Origin of the sequence: Romboutsia sp. (assembly GCF_035470145.1) — a bacterium.
Taxonomy (GTDB): Bacteria; Bacillota; Clostridia; order Peptostreptococcales; family Peptostreptococcaceae; genus Romboutsia_D.
Map to the genome: position 1 here is coordinate 1 of NZ_DATIRC010000010.1, position 5,956 is coordinate 5,956.

At 30.1% G+C, this 5,956-nt stretch carries 2 protein-coding genes, 1 rRNA gene and 1 pseudogene; 1 reads left to right on the forward strand and 3 read right to left on the reverse strand.

Annotated features, from left to right (window positions below):
* Positions 1-433 (forward strand): annotated as a pseudogene (locus VLM92_RS00265) (ABC transporter ATP-binding protein); the annotation flags it as partial.
* A gap of 186 nt (positions 434-619) precedes the next feature.
* Here VLM92_RS00265 and uvrA read toward each other — a convergent pair.
* The 3 genes from uvrA to rrf all read right to left on the reverse strand — a co-directional run bounded on the left by uvrA (position 620) and on the right by rrf (position 5,947).
* Positions 620-3,445: an excinuclease ABC subunit UvrA gene (uvrA, locus tag VLM92_RS00270; RefSeq protein ID WP_325274353.1), complete on the reverse strand. Its 2,826-nt coding sequence runs from the start codon at positions 3,443-3,445 to the stop codon at positions 620-622.
* On the reverse strand, positions 3,446-5,440 hold the full coding sequence (gene uvrB, locus VLM92_RS00275; RefSeq protein WP_414708135.1) for an excinuclease ABC subunit UvrB: 1,995 nt from the start codon (positions 5,438-5,440) through the stop codon (positions 3,446-3,448). It abuts the gene before it with no gap.
* A 390-nt stretch (positions 5,441-5,830) separates the two neighbouring features.
* Positions 5,831-5,947, reverse strand: a 5S ribosomal RNA gene (gene rrf / locus VLM92_RS00280).
* Positions 5,948-5,956 lie beyond the last annotated feature (9 nt).

A 5,956-nucleotide genomic window follows, 5' to 3' on the forward strand; every position in this document is an offset into this window, starting at 1 on the left:
TATAATTGCCGATGAACCTATATCTGCACTTGATGTTTCTATACAAGCGCAGGTTGTTAATCTTCTTAGAAAATTACAAAAGGAAAATGGTCTTACTTATTTATTCATAGCCCATGACCTTTCAATGGTTAAGTATATAAGTGATAGGATAGGTGTTATGCACAGAGGTAAGTTAGTTGAATTAACTACTGCCGATGAGTTATATGAACATCCACTACACCCTTATACTAAGTCATTATTATCAGCAATACCTCTTCCAGACCCAGATTATGAAAAGGATAGAGTTCGTATAAAGTATGACCCTGATATGCATGACTATTCTACTGAAAGTCCTGAATGGGTTGAAATAAGACCTGGTCACTTTATATATTGTTCTAAATCTGAGCTAGCTGAGTATGAAAAAGAATTAGTTGCAAACGGGAATACTATATAATATAAATAAAAGTAGTGCCTTTTAATTTAGGCACTACTTTTATATTGAAAGAAATTATATTTTATATAGTTTATGGATAAATATAATTCCCAACTTCTAAGCTTAAGTAACGGACCTCTTTTTTAAGCCTCGTGTGGGCAAATATATTTGAGGTCGTTGGCGACATTATCAAAGTAAATTTTTTGCTTACTCAAAATATTTTTTTAAAAATATTCCTGTATAAGAATCCTCTACCTTAGATACTTCTTTAGGTGTTCCAGTTGCTACTATTTTTCCACCTTTATCTCCACCTTCTGGACCTAAGTCAATTATATAATCACAAGTTTTTATTACATCTAAATTATGTTCTATAACTACTATACTGTTTCCTGTATCAGCTAGTCTTTGAAGTACATGAATCAACTTATCTACATCAGCCATATGAAGTCCTGTTGTTGGCTCATCTAATATATATAAAGTCTTTCCAGTAGGTCTTTTACTCAATTCTGATGCTAATTTTATTCTTTGCGCTTCTCCACCTGATAATTGTGTTGAAGGTTGACCTAACTTAATATAAGAAAGCCCTACATCCATTAATGTTTCTAGCTTTCGCTTTATATTAGGTATATTCTCAAAGAAATTAAAAGCTTCTTCTACATTCATATCTAATATATCTGATATAGTTTTATCTTTGTATTTAACCTGTAAAGTCTCTCTATTGTATCTTTCACCTTTACAAACCTCACAAGGTACGTATACATCTGGCAAGAAATGCATTTCTATTTTGATAATTCCATCACCTTTACAAGCTTCACATCTTCCACCTTTTACATTGAAACTAAATCTTCCTTTTTTATAACCTCTAGCTTTAGCTTCATTAGTTGCTGCGAATAAATCTCTTATCATATCAAATACACCTGTATAAGTAGCTGGATTTGAACGAGGAGTTCTACCTATTGGGCTTTGATCTATATTTATTATTTTATCTATATTTTCTATACCTTTTATTTCTTTATGCTTTCCTGGTCTTTCTCTAAGTTTATTTATTCTTCCCGCAATACCTTTGTATAATATATCATTTATTAATGTACTCTTTCCTGAACCTGATACTCCAGTTATACAAGTAAATTTCCCTAAAGGGAATTTAACACTTAGATTTTTCAAGTTATTTTCAGTTGCTTTAACTATCTCTATATAATTTCCATTACCTTCTCTAATTTCCTCTGGTATGTGTATTTGTTTTTTGCCACTTAAATATTGACCTGTTATAGAATCTGGATTTTCTAATATTTCTTCAAGAGTTCCCTGTGCAACTATTTCTCCACCATGAACTCCTGCTCCAGGTCCTATATCAACTACATAATCAGATTCTCTCATAGTATCTTCATCATGTTCTACTACTATAAGGGTATTACCTATATCTGTTAAATGTCTTAATGTTCTTATTAATCTATCATTATCTCTTTGATGCAATCCTATGCTAGGCTCATCTAATACATATAAAACTCCAACTAATGCAGAACCTATTTGAGTAGCAAGTCTTATACGTTGTGCTTCTCCTCCTGATAAAGTTCCTGCTTTTCTTGATAAATTTAAATAATCTAATCCAACATCTCTTAAGAATGATGCTCTACCTTTTATTTCTTTTAATATTTCATGGCCTATAAATTTTTGTTTTTCAGTTAAATTTATATTTTCTATAAAGTCTATAAGATCATTAACTGAAAAATCTGTAACATCCATTATATTTTTTTTATCTACTAAAACTGATAAAACTTCTTTTCTTAATCTTGCTCCTTTACATTTTGGACAAGGTGTTTCTCCCATATATTCTTCTATTTTTTCTCTAGAATACTCTGAGTTAGTTTCTCTATATCTTCTTTCTAGGTTTATTATTACGCCTTCAAACGGAGCTTTGTATTGTCTTGTTCCTCCAAATTTAGATTCAAATACAAATTCTACCATTATATTATCTTGTCCATAAAGTAGTTCTTGAATGAAATCGTCTGGTAAATCTTTAAATGGAGTATTCAATGATACATTAAAATGTTTAGCTAAACTTTGAACCATTTTACTATAATATGTATCATCACTCGCACTTACTGAACCCCATGCAGCTATTGCACCTTGTTTTATAGATAATTCTTTATTAGGTATGACTAAATCTGGGTCTACTTCTTTACTTTCTCCAAGTCCATTACAAGTGTCACATGCTCCAAATGGGCTATTAAATGAGAACATTCTTGGTGATAACTCTTCTATTCCTATTCCATGTTCTGGACAAGCAAATTTAGTTGAGTAAAGTATTTCTTCACCATCTATTATTTGAGCTATAACAAGTCCATCAGATAACTTAACTGCTGTTTCTATAGAATCTGCAAGCCTTCCTTCTATACCGTCTTTAATTACTATTCTATCTACTACAACTTCTATATTGTGTTTTTGATTTTTATTCAATTCTATATCATCGGTTACTTCATAATTTTCACCGTCAACTCTAATTCTTACGAATCCTTCTTTTTTTATATTTTCTATTACCTTTTTATGAGTTCCTTTTTGCCCTCTAACTACTGGAGATAATATTTGTAACTTAGTTCTTTCCTCAAAGTCCATCATTTTATCTACTATTTCTTGAATGGTCATTTGGCTAATTAATTTACCGCACGTAGGACAATGTACTTGCCCTATTCTTGCAAATAACAATCTTAAATAATCATATATTTCTGTAACTGTACCAACTGTAGAACGTGGATTTTTAGAAGTTGTTTTTTGATCTATTGATATAGCTGGTGATAACCCTTCTATATATTCTACATTTGGCTTTTCCATTTGACCTAAGAATTGTCTAGCATAAGCAGATAAACTTTCTACGTATCTTCTTTGACCCTCTGCATATATAGTATCAAAAGCTAAAGAAGATTTTCCTGAACCTGATAAACCTGTAAATACTATAAACTTATTTCTAGGAAGTTCTAAGTCTATATTTTTTAGATTATGCTCTTTAGCACCTTTTATTATGATTTTATCTTCCATCTAATCATTAATCCTTTCCTCTAGTTGCTTAATTTTATCTCTAAGTTCTGCAGCTCTTTCAAACTGTAAATTCTGTGCTGCTTCCATCATTTCTGCTTGTAAGGTCGTTATATTATTTTTAATTTCATCTACATCATCCGTTTTCTTAATTCCATATACCACTTCTTCATCAGCTACCTTTGTTGCTTCTATTATATCTCTAACACTTTTTTTGATAGTTGTTGGTGTTATTCCATTCTCTTCATTATATAAAGTTTGTATTTCTCTTCTTCTTTTTGTTTCTTCTATTGCACTTTCCATAGACCTAGTTATTTTATCTGCATACATTATAACTTTTCCTTCTGAATTTCTAGCTGCACGGCCTATAGTCTGTATTAAAGAAGTTTCTGAACGCAAGAAACCTTCTTTATCTGCATCTAATATTGCAACAAGGGAAACCTCTGGAATATCCAATCCTTCTCTTAGTAAATTTATACCTACTAATACATCAAACTTTCCTAGTCTTAAATCTCTTATTATTTCTATTCTCTCTAGTGTATCTATATCTGAGTGTAGATACTTTACTTTTATGCCTATTTCCTTTAGATAGTTAGTTAAATCCTCACTCATTTTTTTAGTTAACGTAGTTATTAAAACTCTTTCTTTTTTTTCTATTATTTTATTCATTTCACTAACTAAATTATCTATTTGATTATTTATAGGTCTAACTTCAATTATAGGATCTAGTAGACCTGTTGGTCTTATAATTTGCTCTGCTATAGTTGAAGAATGTTGAATTTCATAAGGGCCTGGTGTTGCTGTTACAAATAATATCTGATTTATATTTTGTTCAAACTCTTCAAAGTTTAAAGGTCTATTATCGTAAGCTGATGGAAGTCTAAATCCATTATCTATAAGTGAGCCTTTTCTTGATCTATCTCCAGCATACATACCTCTAACTTGAGGCACTGTGACATGAGATTCATCAACTATTATTAAATAATCATCTGGGAAGAAGTCCATCAATGTATAAGGTTTATCACCAGCATTTCTTCCTGTTATATGCCTTGAATAGTTTTCTATTCCTTGACAAAATCCAATTTCTCTTAACATCTCTATATCATACCTTGTTCTTTGGTCTATTCTTTGTGCTTCTAGTAACTTGTCATTTTCTTTAAAGTAATCTATTCTTTCTTGAAGTTCTTTGCCTATTTCTATAATTGCTTTTTCTACTCTTTCTGGTGTTGTTACATAGTGAGATGCTGGGAATATTACAATATGATTTCTAACTCCTGCAATCTTACCTGTAACATAATCTATTTCTGTTATTTTATCTATTTCATCTCCAAAAAATTCTATTCGCATTGCTTTTTCATCATTGCTAGCTGGGAATATTTCTAATATATCCCCTCTTACTCTAAATGTACCTCTTGTAAAATTGATATCATTTCTTTCATATTGTATCTCTATTAAACGTTTTATAACTTCATCTCTATCTTTTTGCATTCCTGGTCTTAAAGATACCATAAGCTTTCTATAATCTTCTGGATCCCCTAATCCATATATACATGAAACTGATGATATTATTATTACATCTCTTCTTTCTAATATAGATGCTGTTGCTGAATGTCGTAACTTATCTATTTCATCATTTATACTTGCATCTTTTTCTATATATGTATCACTATGCGCAACGTATGCTTCTGGTTGATAATAGTCATAGTAACTTACAAAATATTCTACAGCATTATTTGGGAAAAATTCCTTAAACTCACTATAAAGTTGGGCTGCTAACGTTTTATTATGTGCAAGTATTAATGTGGGTCTTTTTACTTCTTGTATAATATTTGCCATAGTAAAAGTTTTTCCCGATCCAGTAACGCCTAATAATGTTGAGAATTTCTCATCATTATTTATTGCATTAATAATTGACTTTATAGCTTGTGGTTGATCCCCTGTAGGTTTAAAATCAGATTTTAATTGAAAATCCAACAATCTCACTCCTTTTGCGAACATTAGTTCTTTATGAATATGATTATACCATATATATCCTACATTTTATATTTAAAAAATCATATTTTTATATTTATTATTTTTACATATTTTACCCAATGTATCATGATTTCAATCGATTTTATATTTTACTTATAGAAACACTCTATTAATTGATATTTTTTCTATATAATTTTATTTTTTCTTATCTTATTAGATTAATACAAAGAATTTTTGAAGAATTTATTATAAATATATTTTTGCATAAAACAAAGACCTCTATGGGGGATAGAGGTCTTATAAAATGGGGGAGATTGAGTAATTCATTTATTTCTATTAAGTTTTATATTATAATTATGTCCATTTATTTGATTCATATACATTTTAAATTATTTTTTGCAATAAAAAAAGATTACGTGGCTACGTCTTACTCTCCCAGGCAGTTGCCCACCAAGTACCATCAGCGCTAAAGAGCTTAACTTCTGTGTTCGGAATGGGAACAGGTGTATCCTCTTTGCTATTATAACCACATAATCTTTA

What these genes read in the sequence shown, in the direction of transcription:
- uvrB (WP_414708135.1), bottom strand. Translation starts at nt 5,440, where the DNA reads ATGTTCGCAAAAGGAGTGAGATTGTTGGATTTTCAATTAAAATCTGAT.
- uvrA (WP_325274353.1), bottom strand. Translation starts at nt 3,445, where the DNA reads ATGGAAGATAAAATCATAATAAAAGGTGCTAAAGAGCATAATCTAAAA.